This is a genomic window from Paenibacillus sp. 7523-1 (assembly GCF_002276415.1).
GTDB classification, from domain to species: domain Bacteria; phylum Bacillota; class Bacilli; order Paenibacillales; family Paenibacillaceae; genus Paenibacillus; species Paenibacillus illinoisensis_A.
This window is the reverse complement of sequence record NZ_NPBR01000002.1, coordinates 264,483-283,639: the sequence shown is the minus strand read 5'-3', so window position 1 is coordinate 283,639 and position 19,157 is coordinate 264,483. Positions and strand designations below refer to the sequence as shown.

Annotated in this window: 12 protein-coding genes; 1 reads left to right on the top strand and 11 read right to left on the bottom strand. The window is 48.6% G+C overall.

Annotation, left to right across the window (positions count from 1 at the left end; genetic code table 11):
• Window positions 1-3: 3 nt before the first annotated feature.
• The 7 genes from CHH60_RS01330 to CHH60_RS01300 all read right to left on the bottom strand — a co-directional run bounded on the left by CHH60_RS01330 (window position 4) and on the right by CHH60_RS01300 (window position 10,920).
• Window positions 4-2,586 carry a DUF5696 domain-containing protein gene (locus CHH60_RS01330; protein WP_095357515.1) on the bottom strand — a complete coding sequence of 861 codons (2,583 nt, stop codon included), beginning with the start codon at window positions 2,584-2,586 and terminating at the stop codon, window positions 4-6.
• Between the two features lie 16 nt (window positions 2,587-2,602).
• Window positions 2,603-3,238 carry a Yip1 family protein gene (locus CHH60_RS01325; RefSeq protein ID WP_095357514.1) on the bottom strand — a complete coding sequence of 212 codons (636 nt, stop codon included), beginning with the start codon at window positions 3,236-3,238 and terminating at the stop codon, window positions 2,603-2,605.
• Complete coding sequence (locus CHH60_RS01320) at window positions 3,222-4,685, bottom strand: hypothetical protein (protein WP_441339371.1); 1,464 nt, start codon at window positions 4,683-4,685, stop codon at window positions 3,222-3,224. Before CHH60_RS01320 ends, CHH60_RS01325 begins: the two co-directional genes overlap by 17 nt.
• A 15-nt stretch (window positions 4,686-4,700) precedes the next feature.
• Window positions 4,701-5,576, bottom strand: a complete 876-nt coding sequence (locus CHH60_RS01315; protein WP_076288847.1) for a carbohydrate ABC transporter permease — start codon at window positions 5,574-5,576, stop codon at window positions 4,701-4,703.
• 2 nt (window positions 5,577-5,578) lie between these two features.
• On the bottom strand, window positions 5,579-6,496 hold the full coding sequence (locus CHH60_RS01310; RefSeq protein ID WP_376035425.1) for a carbohydrate ABC transporter permease: 918 nt from the start codon (window positions 6,494-6,496) through the stop codon (window positions 5,579-5,581).
• A 58-nt stretch (window positions 6,497-6,554) separates the two neighbouring features.
• The gene (locus CHH60_RS01305) at window positions 6,555-9,452 is read right to left on the bottom strand and encodes an extracellular solute-binding protein (protein WP_095357512.1); all 2,898 of its coding nucleotides are present in this window, start codon (window positions 9,450-9,452) and stop codon (window positions 6,555-6,557) included.
• Window positions 9,453-9,564: 112 nt separating this feature from the next.
• Window positions 9,565-10,920 (bottom strand): extracellular solute-binding protein, encoded by a 1,356-nt coding sequence (locus CHH60_RS01300; protein ID WP_095357511.1) that lies wholly within the window; start codon window positions 10,918-10,920, stop codon window positions 9,565-9,567.
• 282 nt (window positions 10,921-11,202) lie between these two features.
• Here CHH60_RS01300 and CHH60_RS01295 point away from each other — a divergent pair, with 282 nt between their 5' ends.
• Window positions 11,203-11,958, top strand: coding sequence for a helix-turn-helix transcriptional regulator (locus CHH60_RS01295; protein WP_176475926.1), 756 nt, complete (start codon window positions 11,203-11,205; stop codon window positions 11,956-11,958).
• A gap of 195 nt (window positions 11,959-12,153) precedes the next feature.
• Here the strand turns inward: CHH60_RS01295 and CHH60_RS01290 are convergent, their stop codons facing one another.
• From CHH60_RS01290 to CHH60_RS01275, 4 genes are all read right to left on the bottom strand, one after another.
• Window positions 12,154-13,776: a response regulator gene (locus CHH60_RS01290; protein ID WP_095357509.1), complete on the bottom strand. Its 1,623-nt coding sequence runs from the start codon at window positions 13,774-13,776 to the stop codon at window positions 12,154-12,156.
• A gap of 3 nt (window positions 13,777-13,779) precedes the next feature.
• Window positions 13,780-15,531, bottom strand: coding sequence for a sensor histidine kinase (locus tag CHH60_RS01285; protein WP_441339375.1), 1,752 nt, complete (start codon window positions 15,529-15,531; stop codon window positions 13,780-13,782).
• Window positions 15,532-15,565: 34 nt separating this feature from the next.
• Window positions 15,566-17,206 (bottom strand): extracellular solute-binding protein, encoded by a 1,641-nt coding sequence (locus tag CHH60_RS01280; RefSeq protein WP_255247760.1) that lies wholly within the window; start codon window positions 17,204-17,206, stop codon window positions 15,566-15,568.
• Between the two features lie 205 nt (window positions 17,207-17,411).
• Window positions 17,412-18,947, bottom strand: coding sequence for a glycoside hydrolase family 43 protein (locus CHH60_RS01275; RefSeq protein WP_095357507.1), 1,536 nt, complete (start codon window positions 18,945-18,947; stop codon window positions 17,412-17,414).
• Between the last annotated feature and the right edge of the window lie 210 nt (window positions 18,948-19,157).

Sequence of the window (19,157 nt, the reverse complement as noted above, 5' to 3'; positions counted from 1 at the left end):
TCTTCAGAGCTGCTCACCACCTGTCACATAACCTTGGGCTTCCACGGATTGGCCCTCAACCTCTACAGGAAAATCATTATAATTCACGATCACGAAGCCACCGCCATCATAGGTTGTTCGGTACACACCTTCCGCCAATGCTTCATGCGATTTCATGGATCGCCCGGCAAATGGAAGATTGGTCTGATTGACCTCGTTGTACATCTCGGCAGCCAGATCTACCCACTGCTCGTAATTTGCCGCGTACAGATCGTCATAATCGGTCTGTTTGACTACATGATTAGGCGCATTAAACCAGGCAAAGTACGGACTTGCACCATATTCAATCAGCTTCAGCACATATTGTCTCGGGTTCGTATACGTCGAGAGATTATAGGGAGATCCCGTATAACTAATATTTCCATGAACCACCAATTGGAAAAATGGAATCTCCTCATCCTCCAGTTTGAACTGACTGCTGCTCATTGGAGCATCTGTCAGTCCGGTAACATAAGGCAGTGCGTAGCCATTTCCACCTTCGGCCACAACGGAGCCTGCCTGCTGTTTGATCTGTTCCAGGGCTTTGGTGACTACGCCCAACGCTTCCGTTCGATCCAGCTGCTTCTTGGGATTCATGTCGCTGTTCAGCTGTTCAGCCAGATCCTGCAGGCTCAGAGATTGCGCTTGCTCTTCTTTTATAATAGACTTCATCTCATCCAGCATATCTGTGGTAACCTGATCCAGCTTGTTGGGCGAAAGTACATAGGCTGGTGACCTTTCCCGGTCACGGCGCTGTAAGGCTTGATTCATCGGATACACAACAGCCGGTTCCTGGGTTAACGTTCGTGAAGCCTCTTTATTTGGTTTGAACCCTTTCTTCGACTGCACATTCAGCAGAGCTATATCCGGATAAAATCCGATACCCGCTTCCCGTGCGTAATCACTAAATTCGCGCATGCCCTTCTTGCCACCAATGGTTCCATCCACCGAAATGGAATCCGGCAGTCGGTGGTGCAATCCATCATTGAACCATCCGGCGTAGCGAACCTGAATGTTGGATACATTTTTCTCCGTGAGCGTGGACAGAATCTGCTTGGCTTCCTCAAAAGTCGTAAGCGCCTCAGTCGAATCATAAGGGATGCCCAGCATATGCTGCCGGGTTGTCATCCCGCCGAACAATTTCAGATAAAATGGAATGCCCGCCTGTTCTTTACCCGCTTGCTGCTCGGGAAGTCCTCCAGTTTGCAGCAGATAATTCCGATAGAGTTCCGCCAGCCCTGAATAGGAAGCCTTCTCCCCGCCGACAAAGGCGTAACGGACAACAAAGTCTGACGCTGTCGGTTTTTTCTGGAATTTGGGAAGTGTTCGCACCATGTCACTTGCCTGAAGCGTTACATCGCTTTTATTCATGACATAGAAGCTTGGATATACGTTGTTATAGCTGTTCAGCTTGCCGCTGATATCTGCATTCACCACTGCCACAGCGTCCCCTTCCTCGATAATGCCAAGGAAAGCTCCCTCTTTGCGAATCAGTCCAAAGACCGGCAACCTGGCTTTGGCTTCCGCCAAGCCGGCTTCTCTCAACTTCATCGTCAAATCCGGGCCGTAAACATCTTGTTGATAACCGGGATACTGGAGCTTGCCATTGTTAAAATGGATTAGTGCTCCCGAGCCGTCCGGTACAAATATCGAGCCCTCTTCATTCATCCCACCGGCTCCGAAATATTCCAGTACGGATATGGTGTTGATCGGATATTCTTCCGGAAAATGAATGCCGGATGCAGGAACACGCACCAGCAGATTCTCACCATCCAGTTCGTATTCCAGCGTCATCATGAAGAGCCTCGGTCCACTTCGCTCCTGATCGATCCCGTGCTCGGCATGGTCCTGTGCCAGGTCTTCTTCCGTATAACCGGCCGTGTCAAATGCCTTGAGAGCACGAGACAGCTGAAGTCCCTGCAGAGCCTTGTCGATTCGAACATAAACACCTTCTTCTTTGTCTTCGGTATACCCGATCTTCAAGGCGCGTTCTCCTGCCTTGTCGAGCTGTGCTAACAGCTTTTGCTCAAATCGTTCCTTGCTGATTTTGACCGGCAAATCTTCAATGGAGCGCTCCGTGCTCCCGAACTGATAGTGAACCCGGACCCCGCTTGGCATAGCCTCATAGCTAACCTGCTTATGACCGATGCTATCCGTATAAGAGTTCACCGTACTGCTCTGACCCTGGTTGTTAAAAAAGCTAAGTCTGGCTTGGGATGACAGAAGATCTTTGTTAATGCCGGCCGCAATCCCGTCCTGCTCTCGATCTGCCGGATTGCTGCGCCAGATCTGTCCGCTCTCTCTGTCCAGGACAGCAATCTCTGCCGTTTTTTCATCGATAAACAGCTGTAAGGCTTCATTCCTGGCAATGCCAATCATGCCTTGCAGGCGAGGATCGCTGAAAGAAGATTTCAGTTGTTCTCCGGGAGGCAGGGAGGGAAGATCGGCCTGATCTACAGCTGCTGCTGCCTCACGAGCTTGCGGTGATAGCGAGACCTGGCAACCACTTAGAAGCAGACTGCCAATCAGCAGCATTCCGGTTATTTTTTTTGCTACAGCATATTTCACTGAATGTCCTCCTTCCTTAGCCCCGAAGCACGATTTCTTGATAGATGGTTACGACAAACGATACGATCTGCTGCACCAGACTGAAGAAAAGCAAGCACAGAAAAGCCATAAATGCCATGGCTACAAGGGTAAGCAGCATCGTAAGCACCGTCTTAGCCGGTGTGTACTGATGAACGGTCATGTTGCCCACAAATAACAGATACACCGTCCACGCCACAGCAAGTGCATTGGAGAAATAATAAAAGGCTGTCTCCTGCACGGAAATGACGAGACTCAGCCAAATCCACGGGAAATGAATCAGGAGCAGCGGCACCAGTGCAAAACACGTCGACATGAAAATCTCCGAAAACTTGCCTTCTCCGTCCATCAGGGTCGTTAGCGACCAGTTGGCCACACACCAGAACAGTACCGGGATCATGACATACAACACTTCAAGCAGGCTGTTCAGATACTTGGGATTGTTAAAATTAATGAGAAAACCGCTGTACTGGGCATGCAAAATCTTGGTAACCGTCAGCAGCAGCATAATCATACAGGCAATCATCAATGTCGTTCGTTGATTACGTTCATATTTCAGTTCCCAGTACCCATCGAACGGGTGAAAGATGAGGTGCAGCGGATACTGGTAAAGCTGCTTACTTGGCGCTTGCATTTGTTGTCCTCCTTTTCTGCCTGCGAACGATGACGACGGTAACAAACGCAGCAACAGCAAGGAATAGACCGGACATCATCCACGAAAAATGCTCACGCATCAGCTCCTTGCGGAACAAAAGAAAAGCTTTGGAGTAACCCTGCCGCTCCATGCTACGTTTGAAATATTGCGCAGATTCGGCATAATCCTTCTGGCGAAGAAGCGACTTGCCAATACCCGCATAGGCATACTCCAGGTTCGCATTCATCTCGGCGGCCTTGGCGAACAGCACCGAGGATTGATCTTCATCCCCGTTGTAATAACTGCGCACCGCTTCGTGCAGCGTGCGCCCGTATTCCGTGATCTCGAATACCGTAATCTCACCGAGCGCCTTATCCAGCACAAGCATTCGGTCTCCTGCACGTTCCAGTGCAACTGGTGTGTTAAACTGTCCCAACCGATTGCCTATCCCCCCAAAAATATGGAGCAGGTACCCATCACCGTTATAGGTGAATATTCTCCCTCTGCTGGAGTCAAGCACCGAGTACATGTCACTGTCTCCCACGTCTACATCAATCAGGCGCGATGGCCCTGCTTCATTCGTGTACATCAGATCACCTTGTGGGTAATGATAACCTTGTCTGCGCAAGATATCGGTCCCCTGGGCATTCAGCTTCTTGATTGGATCTTTGCCGCGGTCACCGCTCGTGGCATAGATGAATCCCTCTTCATCCATATCCAGGTTGGTGAATTCCGTCGGCGTGAACATGACCATCTGACTGCGCTGCTCGCGCGTGGCAAATCGTTTCCACAAATACTCTACCGGGTCAACTTGAACCCTGTTCGCCCCGATAAAGGAGGAAAATGTACCGTCGGCACTGAACTCCATGAATCCGTCAAATACACCCGCTGCCATGACATAAATGCGGTCTCCTTTATCCATGACAACCCGAACGGGTTTGAATTGAAAATCCGCTTGTAACAGATCCGATTTCGGTTCAGCCAGAACCTTGACCAATTGGCCTTGTTCATTCAGATGAACGACCCGTTGATTGTCGGTATCCGCAATGAGAAGATCCCCTTTTTCACTTACATACAGCCCTTGCGGATTATTGAATTGCTCCTTCTTTCCCTCACGTTCAAAGGAATCAATCGTCCGGACCAGCTTCAAATTACGATCCATTTCCACAATGCGACCATTGCCGGAATCCAGTACAAACACCCGCTGATCCGCGGTAACATGCATGTCACTTGGTTCTTTGAATGCACCAGCGTTCACTTTTTTCCCCGTAATGATGGACGTGGCCTCGTATGCTGCAGGAGCCGGAACGGAATCGCCCCAGTAGGAATATTGGTAAGCATCCTGCTTGCCATCTGCACTCACGGGTGCTGCCTCCTGGCTGAACCACAGGAGGCAGACCATGCCCATGATGATCCAGCCCTGCTTGTTCCATGTGCATATCCGCACCTCGCTGCCTCCTTTCTACTCTTTCATGCCCGAAGTAGCCATCGTCTGCATGACACTGCTCTGGGAGATGATGAACAGGGTAATCGGTACGATCATAAGCAGCAGTGCAACCGCTGCACCAACCCCCGCTCTCGCTATTCCTCCCTGAACAATCTGGCTGAGCGCGTAATGCAATGTTTTAAGATTTTCACTGTAAATAAAACTTCCACCGTCTGTTCCCCAGAGGGCCGGAAACTGCAAAATCATCAGAGTAAGCCAAGCTGGCTTCACATTAGGCATCACAATACTCCAGAAAATCCGGTATTCATTCGCGCCATCAATCTTCGCTGCCTCCAGCAGTGCATCCGGGATCTGTTCCATGAACTGTTTCATCAGAAACAGTCCCAACGAGAACGCTAGGGATGGCACGATAATCGAAGCATGACTGTTAATCCAGCCGAGCCAGGACATCACCATGTAGTTCGGGATGGCAGTGACATGCGGCGAAAACATGAGGGACAGAATGACAATTGTGAACAGCACCTTAGAACCGGGAAAACGATATTTCGCCAGTGGATAAGCCGCCGCTGAGGCCAGAAGGATATGTCCTGCCGTCCCCAGGATCGTAATGAGCAATGTATTGGCAATATAACGGGATAACGGTACCCACGAATTGCCCATCAGATTGATCAGATCCGCGAAATTCTCCGTTGTCGGATTGTTCACCCAGAAGCGCGGTGGAAAAATAAACAATTCATCCAGCGGCTTAAATGCGTTGTTAACAGCATAGATGAGAGGTAACACCATAAATGATCCAAACACGGCCAGCAGGGCAAACAGCATCAGGCTGACGGTAAATGACCGATTCAGTCTTTTGGGCATGCCGAACACGGCACGTACTTTGCTGGTCATTGTCATTCACCTATCTTTCTCAGCATTTTTTGCGTCAAGACGTTCGTACCAAGCATCAGTGCAAACAGCACCGTTGCAATGGCCGAGGCATAACCCATCTCGAAGCGAATGGTGCCGAAGTCCATCAAGTGGGTAACGACCGTATGCGCTGCATAGTTAACACTTGGGAAACCGGCCAGGGCAATCGAAATTTCGGCTACAGCAAATGAAGCCGTAATCTGCATGACTGCGCCAAACATGAGTTGGGGTCTCATCGATGGCAGGGTAATATACCAGAGCTCCTGCCAGCGATTTTTGATCCCATCCACTGTACCGGCTTCCACCAGCGAGCGGTCAATCGTCTGCAAACCTGCGATAAAAGCCAGGAAGCTGGTTCCCAGACTGAGCCATAGTTGAACGATAATGACGATGGCCAGCACGTATCTCTCATCTGCGAGCCATTGGATGGGTTCCAGGGTGACGCCCAGACGCATCAGGAAGCCATTCATGTACCCGTAGCTGTCACCGGAGAAGATGATCAGCCAGATGAAAAACACGTTACCGGATATGGACGGAGCGTAGAATACCAGCGTCATAACCGCCCGGATTTTGGGCGACAGTTCATTGATGATCCAGGCAAACAAAAAGCAGGCAATATAACTGACTGGGCCGGTGATGACGGCAAACAGCAGCGTATTTTTCAGAGCTATTAAAAAGACATCGTCCCCCAGGAACAAGCGTGAATAGTTTTGCCAGCCGATAAACCGCGGTAGCTCCAGCATATTGAAATGGAAAAAGCTGAGCCCAAGCGAAATGCCGACCGGAATGACAGTGAACATGAAAAAGATCAACATAAACGGTGCCATCAATACGTAATAGTGTCTGCTGAGATACAGATCCCTTTTCAAAAGGGACCACCTGCCCGCTGGACGCGTATGGATGGCAGGAGCGGCTGCTGTCTTGGCTGTTTTGGCTTGCAACCGTTACCCTCCCTTCCTTCTACTTCAGATTGAATTCCTTGCGCTTTAACTCGATTTCATCATCGATATACAAGACATAGTCTGACAGGGCCTCACGCGGGTTTTCGTTGGCGTTGACCACTTTACGGAATGCATTGTCCAGATGCCTGCCTGTGAAATAACCTCCCGGAAGCTGTGGGATACCTTGTACCCATTTCCATTGTTTCTCCAGATTTTGATAATCCTTCACGGGCCAAGGCAGCTGCTGCAGTGCCTTAATATTGGCCGTCGGATAGCGGGCAGCTGCCCCCATCAGGCCTTCCATTTCTCTACCGTATTCGATCTGGGTCTGCTCATCGGTCCACCATTTCATGAACTTCCATGCAGCTTCCTTGTTGCCTGCATTTTCGAGCATCATCACGGCGCTGGTCGCACTGGCTACCTCATGCCGTATAGTACCGTCCGGAAGCTCAGTACCCGGAACAATGGTAAAATCCCAGAGGTTGCGAATTTCTGGTGCCATAACCGTCAGCATGTTGTACGTGGTATAATCGGCGATGCCAATCGGCATTTCCCCAGTACGGAACCGGTTTGGAAAGTCTGCCTTGAGCGGAAATTTGTAATTGGTATAGAACTGGGTCCAACGTTTAAAAGCATCCATTGAAATCTCCGAATCCAGTGCACTCTTCTTCTGATCTTCCGTATAGAAGGTGCCATCATTCTGATACAACAGCATGGCAAAAGTAGAGTTCGGTACAAGGTTTGCATTGTTCAGCGTATCCTCTATGGGCAGATAGAACTCCATGTTGTGTTTTTGCAGAACAGCTATGGCGTTATAGACGTCCTGCCATGTCTTCGGGGGTTCAAGGCCCAGCTCGTTCAGGATATCTTTACGGTAGAAAAGCATCGGGAAGTGCTGCTGCTCCGGCAGCGCGTAGACCCCGTCATTGTAACGGTAAGGCGTCAGTCCGCTTTCACGGAACCGTCCGGAAACTTCTTCGAAGTCCAGGAACTTGCTCAGATCCGCTGCCGCATTTCTCATCGCATAGTTCACGGGTATGTCCTCACCCATCTGCATGGCCACGTCCGGTCCTTCCCCCGAAAGCGTTGCAGGCAGCAGAATGTTGGGCGGAACAAGACGCAATTGTACCGAGACATCGGTATCCGGGGTAAACGAATCATCGATCAGACCCTTAAGCACCTGGGCTTGGTCCCGTCCAGTTGTAATCCAGACGGTAATCGCGTCTTTCTTTTGCTCCACGTTGCCGATACTGTCGTAATCTTCCGTATAGGAAGCCACATAGGCACCCAGTTCATGCTTTACTTGCTGGATGGCCGAAGAATTTGCATCCGGCAGTGACCCACCTGGCTGGGATACGACAAGGTAATCCATCGTAATGGGCTGCTCTCTCACGGTCAGAATCCAGGTGCCAAGTCCGCCCACGTTAATCTTGAATGTATCCAATCGTTTCGGTACCGTCTCCGGTCTGGCCACCATATCCTTAAGCTGAACGACCATTGCATTCAGAATCGCGACTTTATCGCTCTGCTCACCCGTGGCCTCCTCGAGATAGGCTGCAACCGAGCTAAGTGTTTCCGCCTGTCGTTCAAATACCTCGGTCATCTCCGGAATACGCCGTTCGAGCTGATAGTCCCGCAGCGGATCGGGCTGGTTCGAAGTGATCATTAATATTTTGCGGTACATCTCGTTCAGTTCCAGCACGCTGGACTCCACCGTACGGAGCAGCGGGGCAATATCACCTAGTGTGACTGTCATCCGAATGCGGTGTTTCCCTTTTTCAAGATGGAACTGATAGGGCTGTTCTTCTCCGGCTCCGAGGACTTGCGTTTGCCAGGAAGGACTGTAATTAAAACGAATGCGTTTCATTTCCTTAAACGGTACCTTGCCGTCAATGGTGAGACTGCGGGTGGCATAAATGCCGCGCAGTTGGTCCTGCTTCACCTTCAGCGCGATCTGATATAACCCGTCTTCCGGCACGTCAATTTCCCACTCAATCCATTCACCCGGTAGTTTCCAGTTTATTCCTCCAATGGCGTTAATCCGAATCTTCGAAACGTGATATGGCTCCAGTGAAGGACTGGATCGATCCGAGATGGGTGACAGTGTCGGCGAGGACTTGCTCGCTGCCTGCTCTGCCTGAACCTTCAGCATGACAGGCTCAGCCGGTTTCAAGCCACGTGTCTCATAACTTGCCTGCAAATCCGCATAGGAAGGGACGTCCTCTTCCTGATACAGTTCGATATAATCAATGGCCATGCTCTCTCTTAACGAGGTGAGCGTTAAATCCTGTGTACCCTTTTCAAAATAAAATTGGAACGGCTCCTCGAAGTAACCTGCGCTATCCCTGAAGGAAGCGAGCTGCCACTCGGGCTGTTCCACCTGTCTCGGCCTGAGATCGTTGCCGCGGTCATCCCGCCTGATGTCTTCTTCCCGATTGCCCCACACCCTGTCGAACAGCAGGACGTCAGCACCCCTGAATGGAACCTGCCCGTTTAGCTCCAGCCTGCGTTCAATCCCTGAACTCTTGCCTTCAACGGGATAATAATGGATGCGGACATGGTACAGACCACTCACTTGAACGGGCACATCCCAGCGAATGCTTCCGGTTTCAGGCGTAATGACGGCTTTGCCGTCCAATCCCTCATATCCCTGTACAACTTCGAACGCTCCGCCTTCCGCCCGAACATAAGATTCGCCTTCAATTCGTATGACGTTATCCGGCTTGGCGCTGCTGGCATGCATACTCAGATAATGTTCATAGCTGCTTTCATCGTCCGTGTTCGAGACCGCTTCAAAATCTTCGAGTGCATGTACCGTTCCCGTGCTTTGATCACGCGATGGATAGATCGTCCAGATCGAGAACACTAAGGCCAGGACAAGCACCAGAATCAGCCCCATTTTCTTACGTGACCGCATGTTCGAATGTATCCCCTTTCCTGTAAGCGTAGCGACCATAAAACGGTTGACTAACTAACCCGGACAGACCACACCGCTACTGATGCGTTCTGCCCGTGAATAGTGTAGGTGCTTATTTATATACCTCATCAATCGCTGCCTGGAAGGGAGCCTTGTATTTCTCAATCAGCGTAGATACGGATACGCCCTCTTTAAGCTCTGCATCAAAGTCCCAGAATGGCAGGGACGGGAATGTATTGTGGTCGAGTACAAGCATGCCCTCTGCAACCTCTCTAGCGTTATTGATGTCTGCCTCATCCGTCAGGTGTGTCTCCAGCGTGGATTGGCCGGGATACTCGTAGATCGAATCGATCTCGTTAATTTTCTCCCAGATGTACATCAGTTGTTCCGGGTTCTCCACCGCTTTAGGAATTGTAATTGCTTGGTAGCGTGATTCACCGGAGTGATATGCCGAAGCACTTGGTCCTTTGGGAAAAGGTACAAAGCCGATATCATAATCCTTCATATCAGTCATAATGCCTTCCACTTCGTACATTGCCCCTGAATACATCAGCGTATTACCTTGACGGAAGAAGGTGGATGGTTCTGTCCAGTCACCGCCTTCTGAAGCTCTGCCGACTTTCTCCGTTGCTAGTTTGGACAGGAAGTTCAGCGCTTCTTTGGTTTTCGGATCTTCCAGGTTCTGCTTATCCTCTTTGGTCAGAGAAGCTTCGTTGGAATACAAAATTGGTTCAAGAAGGCCCGTCTGAGCAAGTCCCCACGTATCCAGCTTGCCATCGTTGTTTCGATCCTTGTTTGCTTCTTTTGCGACGCTGAGGAATGTATCCCAGTTCCATTCATCGGCATCCACATATTCCTGCAATGGCTTCAAGCCCAGTTCCTGCATAAGGGTCCGATTGTAGAAAATGCCATTAATGAACGAAGATTGATCTTCGGTAAACCCGTAGCCCTTGCCTTCGTACTGCATGTATTCCTTGGTCGTTTTCTGGTTGAATACCTTGTCGTTCTTGATATAGTCATCTACTGGCCACAACAGATCCTGTTTGGTCAATGCGGGGATGGCGTAGTCCTTACCGAGCCTTACAAAGTCCCCAAGCGGTTCACCTGCCATCAGGGAAGCCACCACTTTCTCCTGATACTCACCAAAGTCGATGGAAATATATTCGATGTTAAAGTTGTGTTTTTTCTTCAGTGCTTCCAGATTTTCGAGGCGCTGAATATTGTCCGGGTTATTGTCCTGAATCTCCATATCCCACCAAGCAACCACTTTGATGGTCCGGCCGCCCATATCAAAATCCATCTCCGGTGTGGAGTTTTCATTCTCGGGCTCAGTTTCGGCAGGTTGTTGTTCCTCCTGAGGTGCCGGTTTCTCCGGTTCAGGTTGTGCGGTTGGCGTAGAACTGCATGCAGCAATTAACAGCATGACCGCGAATACCAGGCTCAGCAGCATAAACTTGTTCTTTCTCATCGTCTTCCCCCCTGATTGTCGTTTGCTCCCACAGTGTATCTCTCGGATGAAAGCGTAAACAACCTGATGAAAATTAGATATTTACCCTGTCAAATTATAGAAAGGCGGGCTTTTGAAGAGATGCGCTGTCTTTTTAATGTGAATTGGTAAAGAAATGCACTGTCTGCAAAAAGTTGCACATTGTATGCGCTTTCTTTTATTCCCATAATAAAATTATGCCTTTATCCAGAGATGAACCGCCGAACGAAATTCAGGAAGGTGAGGTCATGCTTCTTGTACAATATGCTGCTTGTCGATTACAGTGGCCGTTGGTGCAGAGAACTTCAGCAACTGCTGAACCATAACAAATCGCAGTATGTGATCGGTGAATGTGTCCATTCTGCTCCTGCAGCACTGACTGCTTTGTCTGAACAGCAATTTGCCATTGTTGTTGTATTTACGGAGCGGTGTGATACGGCTGGGCTGTGGTTATGTCACCACATACGGAAAACAAGTGATATTCCAATCCTTCTGCTGGGTGGAAGAGATCACTACCGACTTGTGCGGAAAGCACTGGCTTATCAGGTAAATGACTATCTGTCTGGTCCAGTCGGGCCCTCTGATCTGCTGAACAGTTTACTTGGAATGCAGAACAGGCTGAGCTCTGAACCAGTCAAGCCAAGTCTGCCTAGTAAATTCCCTATTCCAATCTACGGAAAAGCAATGAACTCCAGTCATGTCATCCGCCTGGTCAAAGCCTATATCCGGGATCATCTGGGGGATGAAATCACGCTAAGGAAAATTTCCGATATGCTGCATTTCAATTGCGCTTACCTCGGCCAGAAGTTCAAGCTGGAGGAAAATATGTCTTTCACGGATTACTTGCTTCAGCAGCGTATGGAGAAAGCCAAGCAGCTTCTATCCTCTACCAGTTTGCGAATATACGAAATAGCTGTAGAGGTCGGTTATAAGGATATTGATTGGTTCTACAAAAAGTTCAAATCGTATACCGGTTCAAGTCCCAATGCCTACCGGAGACAGAAAACCCATACGGCATAGGTATAAATGAATCTGTTTGCTATTGGAACGCTTCCAGACAAACAAAAAAACGCAGGAGCAACTGCTCCTGCGTTTTTATCATATCCGGATCCTTATGACATCTGATGAAGACAGTTGACCTATCGTCAATGTACGGAAGCATACTTGACTCTTGAAACATGTCTCAGCCAATCATTTCTGTTTCTTACATTTCCCCTATCGAACCAGCAAGGATTCGCGATATTCCTGCGGCGTCATACCTGTCAGCTTCTTGAACAGACGCGTAAACGAATGAGCTGCTTCATAACCGACTTGCAGCGCGATCTCCCGCACCATAAGATCCGTATGGGCCAGCAGCTCCTTGGCTCTTCGAATGCGGCAATCGTCAATAAATTCGGACAAGTTGATCCCGGTTTCCTGCTTGAAGAACCGTGAGAGGTAGGATGGGTTGAAATGATTCATTTCAGCCAGTCGGACCAAGGATAAGTCCTTCTCCAGATTGTTTTTGATGTACGTGCATATCGTTTGGGTCACCAAATTAGCCCGTTCCGCTTCATTGGCCTGTTTGAATTGAACCAACTGATCAGCAGCTTGGTACAGGTTGTGTACGGCCTCTCTTATACTTCGATAATCTCCGAGATGAAGAAGGCGTCGCTGATCAGGGATCTCATGCGGAAGCCCCCAACGATTGAATGTGGTGTACAGCATCAGTGCCAAGTGATAGTACGTCTCCATCGCTCGCTCCATGATCATGTCCTGCTGCAGCAATTCGTTGATCAGCTCTTCAAAGACGTCATAAAAAGCCTGGAACCTGCCGGTCTCCAAATAACCGATCATTAATTCGATCCGGCTTGAAATGCGGATGTAATCCTTGGAAGCCCCCACTGCAGGTTCTTCGGTTCTATCTGTTAACACCATGGATACCCCATCCCCGATCTTCATCCATTGCAGGAGACGCAAACGTTCGTATTGTCTTGGAATTTGGGACCATGGACAGCCCTGTCCGCTTAATGCGAATGCTATGGATACACCTAAAGAGGACTGGCAAGCTTCTTGAACAATTTCCAATGTACCTTCGACATAGGTGACAAAATGATCGTCCCCGCTGACATTCTCTCTATTCGGTTGAATCAGCCAGACCGCATCACCATAATGATCGGTTACGCTGGCTGACATCGCATGTTCACGAATAAGCGAAGAGCCGATCACTCGAATGGATGCCTGAACATGTTCGAGATCAGCCGGGTTTACAGGCATCGTGTTGAATCGTCCAAGCACCAGGAATACCGGGGAATCGGCTTGCAATTCAATGTTTCTTCGGGTCAGCTCAGCTTGGATCTCATCTGCTGAACCGGCCGGCTTACACTGCTGAAGAAGCTTACGCACATATTCCTCCTGCTGCAGCGCCGCTAATCTGGAAGTAATCTCATCAGACTGTTCCAGCACTTCATTCATGGTATGACTTTGCCGAATCTCTTCGATCACCTGTTCGACGACGGTCATCACTTTGTCATAGCCCTCCGTTTTGAGTAAATACCTTACGTTGCCCATTTGAAAAGCCTTGTAGGCATAATCAAAATCACTGTGTCCTGTCAAGAAAATAACGCGGCATTGCGGCCATCGGGCCTGAATCTCCTCAGTCAGCTCCAGGCCGCTTGTTCCCGGCATGCGAATATCTGTCAGAACAATGTCTATCCTGGAGCGCCGCATCCAAGATAACGCCTCCGCAGCTGAATAGGCTTTGCACACGTCAAGGCTGTCTGGCATATATCTGGCAAACGTCTCATACAGACTATCCGTTATAATCTCCTCATCGTCCACGATTAAAAGTCTATACATTCGTTATTCGTCTCCCCTTCCTTCCGCCTGAATCCGAACAGCGACTCTGAGCCCCTGCAGCTCACTCTTGGAGAGAAAAAGACCACTTTTTTCCCCATAGGTCAGTCTAAGGCGCCGGTGTATATTCATTAATCCGGTCATTTCATCTGTACTTGTTTCATTCAGCAGCCGTTCTTGGAGGAGCTCAATATCTTCCATGCGCAGCTCGTTACCGTTGTCTTCCACGACAAATTCGATATAGGACTCCTCCTTATAGAAATGTACGCGCAAGAGACCCGTGTCTGTATTTTTTTCAAGACTGTGCTCGTAAGCATTCTCAATAATCGGCTGAATAATCAGCCTGGGCACCTGAATCTGTTCCATCTCCAGGGGTACCTGTCCGAAGTCCACCTTGATACGTCTGGAGAATCGCAGCTGCTGAATTTCCGTATAGATTCGTGAATGCTCCACCTCCTCCTTCAAGGGAACATGATCTGTCCCGTTTCGGGTAATGAAGCGGAAATACTCGCCAAGCATGTTCGTAAATTGTTCAATGCGATCCGTATCTCCTGTTCTGGCGAGGGAATTCAAAATAAAGAAGCTGTTGTACAGAAAATGTGGATTAATCTGGGATTGAAGCTGTCTTAATTCGGCCCGCTGCATCATCATGGTCATTTTGAAATCACGGTCAATCAGCTGCCGAAGATTTTCGATCATAAGATTGAAACGGCTGTACAAAAAACCGAATTCGTCTTTTCGATGATGGTTGATTGGAATGTCCAGCACGCCTCCCTCCATTTTCTTAAACCTTTTGACAAGTAGCAGCAGCGGCATGTGGATCAGCTTGTAGCTGGAATACAGATACGCCGCAATGGCGATGAATGAAGTGATGGCAAAAATCCAGGCCCATTGAACAAATCTGCTGAGAGGTTTGGTTACGATTTCCTCCGGCAAATAGGTGGCTACGGACAATCCCAGCGTACTTATATGAAGCTGGTTCACATGATACAAGGTATCGTCCACACTCACCTGAAAATTGCTTTGCGGATTCGTAAGGCTGGACTTGCGGTGACTGGACAGAATGGCATCACGCCGCTGGTCCGAGATGGCAAGCCCCGTTTGGTCCTCAATCAGCAATGTTGCGCTCTCGGGATAAAGATTGAGCTGTGACAATTCATTCTGAACTTCAGCGTTATCCAGTTCCACTTGGACAACAAACAGCGGATCCTCAACTCTTTGGCCTGTTAGTCTCACAGCGCTAAGATTCAGGTTGTCACCTTTCACAGTAAAGCGAATTCCTTTTTCTTCTCGGGTTGAGCTAAAGTAGCTAAAGGATTCCTGATCAAAGTCATCAATGCCCTGCACCGCCGAAACGCTCTTGTTGACTGAAGGGATATGTACGTAAACGTTCCTGATGTAAGCACTGCTGTTTTTGAAAGCAGCCAATCGTTCCGATAAATAATTCAACGTTTCACGTCGTTCCACTTGATCCATCATGTTCCATAGAATGGCAAGCCGGTTCAGTTTGCGGTCTTCCGCGATGTCGAACTGCTGCAGTTCCATCCATTCGATCTCCCTGTTCAGCTCCATGGCAAATTGGTTCAAACGCCGATCTGTTGACAAGGATATTTCCTGGCTTGCAGTGTCGTAACTCCAGTGATATAGATATACGCCGAGAAGAATCAGCGGAATGACAAAAGCCAGGTAGGTCATGATTAGTCTTGCAAATATGCTATTGAGCCACGACTGGGCAGGAATCCTAAACAACCCTTTCACCTCCTGTGAGCCAAACCGCGAGAAGGTTTGTGAATTAATTCGAAGATGCCAACGAGCTGTGATCCCCTCCACCATTGATTCTGAACCACGCATTCACCTCCGATGTAATTTCTTCCCCACCGAGCTTGTACCAATCGTCGACGAACCGATCAAACTCTTCGGGGGGCGAACCGAGGATAATATTCATGTAGGCTTCAAGCTGGAGATCTCGAAGAATAATTTGCCGGTCAACCATGCTTTCGGTTATGCCCCCGGTATATTCGTCGTATATCAGCTGCCCGTTCAAGTCATAGGCATCGGCAATGCTAAAAGCACCCGAAGGGCCATAGGTCTGTTTCCATCCCCATCCACTCTTTATGCCTTCCGAGTCATAAGCAACTATTCGTTTGTGGATCGCAAGTGCTTCATTCTCCAGACTGGAGTAATCTCCTTTTTCTGTAGCGTCACGAATATCTCTGTAGGCATCTATGTTTTTGGTTCCTGGAAACGGAGTTACTGGCGAAAGCTTCCATACGGCAAGTGAGTCATCATTGTAGTACTTTTCATACTCAGCTTGTTCACCCCAGTTTTTGTCCAGATGCAGATTCATAAGCTTAACGATGACCTCAGGATGCGCAAATCCTTTTTTTACGGCAAAATATTGTCCTGTATTGGAACGCAGCGGGACCCGTATGTCTTTTCCAGACTCGGCCACAAGAGGGTATGCTTGCCACTCTGCGTCGGGGTCCGTATCGCGCGTAGTCTGAAGCATGAATGGGGTCCACTGTTCACCATACAGCATGCCTATTTTACCGTCCTGAACCAGTCGAGACTCCTTGCTTCCGTTTTTGTAGGCAAACTCGGGATCAACCTGGCCATCAAGGTATAAGTTTCGCAGCATCTCAAGCGCTTTTTTGACCTCTGGTTGTATGCCACCGTAGACGAGATTCCCCTTCTTGTCCTTGATCCAGATATTCGGATAAGCCTCGTAACCCGCCATGAATCCGGATACGCCCATGACGGGATCCCACAAATAACTCGTCATCGCCATTCCATAGGTGTCGTTTTTCCCGTTACCATCGGGGTCTCCTTCGGTGAACGCTTCCGATATGTTCAGGACATCCTCCATCGTTTTGGGGGGCTGTAGATTCAATTTTTCCAGCCAATCCCTTCTGACCCACAGATACTGCGCCGTTTCAATGGAAGATGACGATTCAGGGATAGCCATCAGTCTACCGTTTATGGTAGCAGCGTCGAATGCACCTCTACCCTCAGCCTCCAATATTTTTTTGGTAAGAGGAGTGGCTTGCGTCTGGTACACTTCGGTCAGGTCTTCAATCAATCCGGCATTGCTTAACTGCCTGAGTTGGTATGGGTTTACTTTGACAACGTCAGGGAAACGGCCTGAAGCAAGCGCTACCCCCAGCTTCTGATTATAAACGTCACCCGTTGCGATCCAGTCATAACGAATCTGAATACCCAATTCTTCTTCATACAAGCGTGTCCAGCGATTATCTATCAGACTTTCACCCGGTAAATCCTCAACCATTCGCTCCAGTTCCTCCCCTGTTTCCCTGACAAAAGTGACTTGTATGGACGGAACATATTTCCCTTCCTCCTCATAAGGCTCTCCCTGCTGCCCCGCGGGTAACGGTTGCGTCTGCTCCGACATTCCTTGCATAAGGCTTACAGGCATGAGCAACGTAAGGAGCAGAATTAAGGTCCATCTTATCCTGTACTTCCATCGATTAGACACGACAACTTGCCCCATTTCTATTGGAATGAATCATGCCATTTATTCGACGGATCATCCGGAATTCAACTTTCTATATCCAATGATCTGTAGGCGTACAAAAAGCCGCCACCAGGCGACTTTATATATACCATTGTGTATTTGTTGCCTAGACGACCCGGTATTCGAAATTGGAGAAATCCGCCATGCCTCCAATAACCTTCGTTGAGTAGAGGAATAAGCCAATCCGGCAGCCCATAAAATGGTCCAATTTATAGAACATCTTGTGGGGGATGCCAATAGGCTTCCACTCCGTATCATCAAGATAGGCAAATGAACACTCATCCTGATTATTCACAAAATTGCCTGACGCCTGGAGCGTAACGACCGGCCCGGCTACGGGAATTCGTGCATGTTCCGTCGCCGGCTCCTGATCAATCAAATTCCCGAATATGCTGGAATCCTCACTTTCCCTTGCTTGCATGACTAGGTAAAACTGTCCCTCATCCCTTGTTAAAGCAATCAAACCGTAGGTTCCTATTAAAAAACATATTCCTGCATAATCACCATCGTTTAATCCGCTGCCATCCAGTGTCACGTTAACCGTACATGCAGGTCCCATCGCGCGCTGGGTTAATGTATTCACGGCAAACGTTAAGTTCGGACTGAGCTGACCGCTCCGAATACGATATGTACCAGGCTTCTCGGTTACAGTCCAAAGCGCATCATGGGGCGTATGATTCCACTGCCAAAAATCACGCAGGCGTACTCTACCGTCTTCTCCGATGTGATAACTGAAATCGTCGCTGCCTACCAGAGGGCTGTATTGATAATCCGGCCTTGTACTAGGAATATTAATTTCTTTTGGTGCCTTGCTTGCAAAAACGGGTATACTGCCTTCAAAATGCACAGGAACAAGTACTGGAATACGACCCACCGCACCATGATCCTGAAACAGCATGGCATACCATTCTCCATCCGGTGTATCAACAATCCCACCTTGCGCAACACCTGAATTGAAATAACCCATATCATCGTTAAAAACTTCCCCACCGACAAATTCACCGTCTATCGTATCCGCCATGAAGTAAGCCTGCGTTCTTCGTCCCGCCTCTTTCGAAATGTGAATCAGGAACACATAATACTTCCCATTGATTTTATAGAAATGGGCTCCTTCGTAACCCAGATGGAAAGGCTCTCGCTCTTTTACGATTAAACGCTGCAATCCCCCCGGTTTAGGTCCTGACAGATCACTCTTTAACTCGATCAGATGAATTTCGGTATTGCCATGTACCAGATATACCCGGTCGTCATCGTCAAAGAAAAGTGAGCAATCATGATAAAAGCCCTCAACAATGCGTTTGTTCCATGGCCCCAATATAGAAGAAGAGGTGTACAAATACGTTTTTCGCGTATCATTGGCTACAAAAATTACATAAAAAGTCCCTTGATGATACCGAAGTGAAGCTGCCCACATTCCTTTACTATAAATCTGCTTGCCGCCTTCCAGTCTTTGGGCGGGCGTGTCATCCAGTCTATCATACACATGAGTTGCCACTTCCCACTGCATCAGATCATATGAACGCAGGATGACACATCCTGGCATCATATGCATCGTCGTACTCACCATGTAGTACGTATCTTCTACGCGGATAACATCGAGATCCGGATAATCAGCCCATAGGATCGGATTGTCATGAACCATGCCTTAATACACCCCGCTTATTTATGAATATTTTAAAAATAGCAATTCAAACACTGACTCCTCAGTCAAAATCATTTTACATGTTTTAATCCTGAAGCGACAGAAAAAAATAACATCTTTCTCCATTATAATGTAGGTTGATGCCACAAATTAAGCGCTTTCAAAAATAGATAAGCTAATGTGACCTTTTCTTTAAAACCATATATATGC